This window comes from Paenibacillus monticola, assembly GCF_009664975.1.
GTDB classification, from domain to species: domain Bacteria; phylum Bacillota; class Bacilli; order Paenibacillales; family Paenibacillaceae; genus Paenibacillus_AQ; species Paenibacillus_AQ monticola.
Window position 1 is genome coordinate 1 of the sequence record NZ_WJXB01000028.1, and the last position, 2174, is coordinate 2174.

Sequence of the window (2174 nt, forward strand, 5' to 3'; positions counted from 1 at the left end):
TTCTCTGGCTCCCACCTATCCTGTACAGATCGTACCCAAATTCAATATCAAGCTGCAGTAAAGCTCCATGGGGTCTTTCCGTCTTGTCGCGGGTAACCTGCATCTTCACAGGTATTAAAATTTCACCGGATCTCTCGTTGAGACAGCGCCCAAGTCGTTACGCCATTCGTGCGGGTCAGAATTTACCTGACAAGGAATTTCGCTACCTTAGGACCGTTATAGTTACGGCCGCCGTTTACTGGGGCTTCGGTTCACAGCTTCGGGTTTAACCCCTAACCGCTCCCCTTAACCTTCCAGCACCGGGCAGGCGTCAGCCCGTATACTTCGCCTTACGGCTTCGCACAGACCTGTGTTTTTGCTAAACAGTCGCTTGGGCCTTTTCACTGCGGCCCCCTCGGGCTATTCACCCTACCGAGGCACCTCTTCTCCCGAAGTTACGAGGTCATTTTGCCGAGTTCCTTAACGAGAGTTCTTCCGCGCGCCTTAGAATTCTCTTCTCGCCTACCTGTGTCGGTTTGCGGTACGGGCACCTTCTCCTGGCTAGAGGCTTTTCTTGGCAGTGTGAGATCATGACCTTCGCTACTACAATTTTCGCTCCCCATCACAGCCCAGCCTTATTGATGTGCGGATTTGCCTACACATCAGCCTCACTGCTTAGACGGACACTTCCATCAGTCCGCGTCACTACCCTCCTGCGTCACCCCATCGCTCATAGCGGATTACGGTGGTACAGTAATTTCAAACTGTTGTCCTTCGACTACGCCTTTCGGCCTCGCCTTAGGTCCCGACTTACCCTGAGCGGACGAGCCTTCCTCAGGAAACCTTGGGCTTTCGGCGGATCAGATTCTCACTGATCTTTTCGTTACTCATACCGGCATTCTCACTTGTATACGCTCCAGCACTCCTCACGGTATACCTTCAACGTATATACAACGCTCCCCTACCCCAGATACATTGTATCTAGCCATAGCTTCGGTGGTGTGTTTAGCCCCGTTACATTTTCGGCGCAGAGTCACTCGACCAGTGAGCTATTACGCACTCTTTCAATGGTGGCTGCTTCTAAGCCAACATCCTGGTTGTCTGTGCAACTCCACATCCTTTCCCACTTAACACACACTTGGGGACCTTAGCTGATGGTCTGGGCTGTTTCCCTTTCGACAATGGATCTTAGCACTCACTGTCTGACTCCCGGCAATAAGTATATGGCATTCGGAGTTTGACTGATCTTGGTAACCCTTGCGGGCCCCGCAACCAATCAGTGCTCTACCTCCACTACTCTCATACCGAGGCTAGCCCTAAAGCTATTTCGGGGAGAACCAGCTATCTCCGAGTTCGATTGGAATTTCTCCGCTACCCCCACCTCATCCCCGCATTTTTCAACATGCGTGGGTTCGGGCCTCCAGTGCGTGTTACCGCACCTTCACCCTGGACAGGGGTAGATCACACGGTTTCGGGTCTACGCCCCCATACTATGTCGCCCTATTCAGACTCGCTTTCGCTGCGGCTCCGGCTTCTCACCTTAACCTTGCATGGTAAACGTAACTCGCCGGTTCATTCTACAAAAGGCACGCCATCACCCATAGATTGGGCTCTGACTTTTTGTAAGCACACGGTTTCAGGTTCTATTTCACTCCCCTTCCGGGGTGCTTTTCACCTTTCCCTCACGGTACTGTTTCACTATCGGTCGCCAGGTAGTATTTAGCCTTAGCAGATGGTCCTGCTGGATTCATACGGGGTTTCACGTGCCCCGCACTACTCGGGATCCGTCTCGGAGAGAATACAGTTTAGGCTACAGGGCTTTTACCTCTATCGCGGGCCTTTCCAGACCTCTTCGCCTACCATATTCCTTTGTAACTCCATGTGAGACGTCCCACAACCCCTAAGAGCAAGCTCTTAGGTTTAGGCTGTTCCGCGTTCGCTCGCCGCTACTGACGGAATCACTATTGTTTTCTCTTCCTCAGGGTACTTAGATGTTTCAGTTCCCCTGGTCTGCCTCTACATTTCCTATGTATTCAGAAATGAGTAACTGCGCATTACCACAGCTGGGTTTCCCCATTCGGACACCCCCGGATCAAAGCTTGCTTACAGCTCCCCGAGGCAGTTTCGTTGTTCGCCACGTCCTTCGTCGGCTCCTGGCGCCTAGGCATCCTCCGTGTGCTCTTATTAGCTTAACC

At 52.3% G+C, this 2174-nt stretch carries 1 rRNA gene; it reads right to left on the reverse strand.

The annotated features are described in order from the left end of the window. Nucleotides 1–2174, reverse strand: a 23S ribosomal RNA gene (locus tag GJB61_RS30970); the annotation flags it as partial.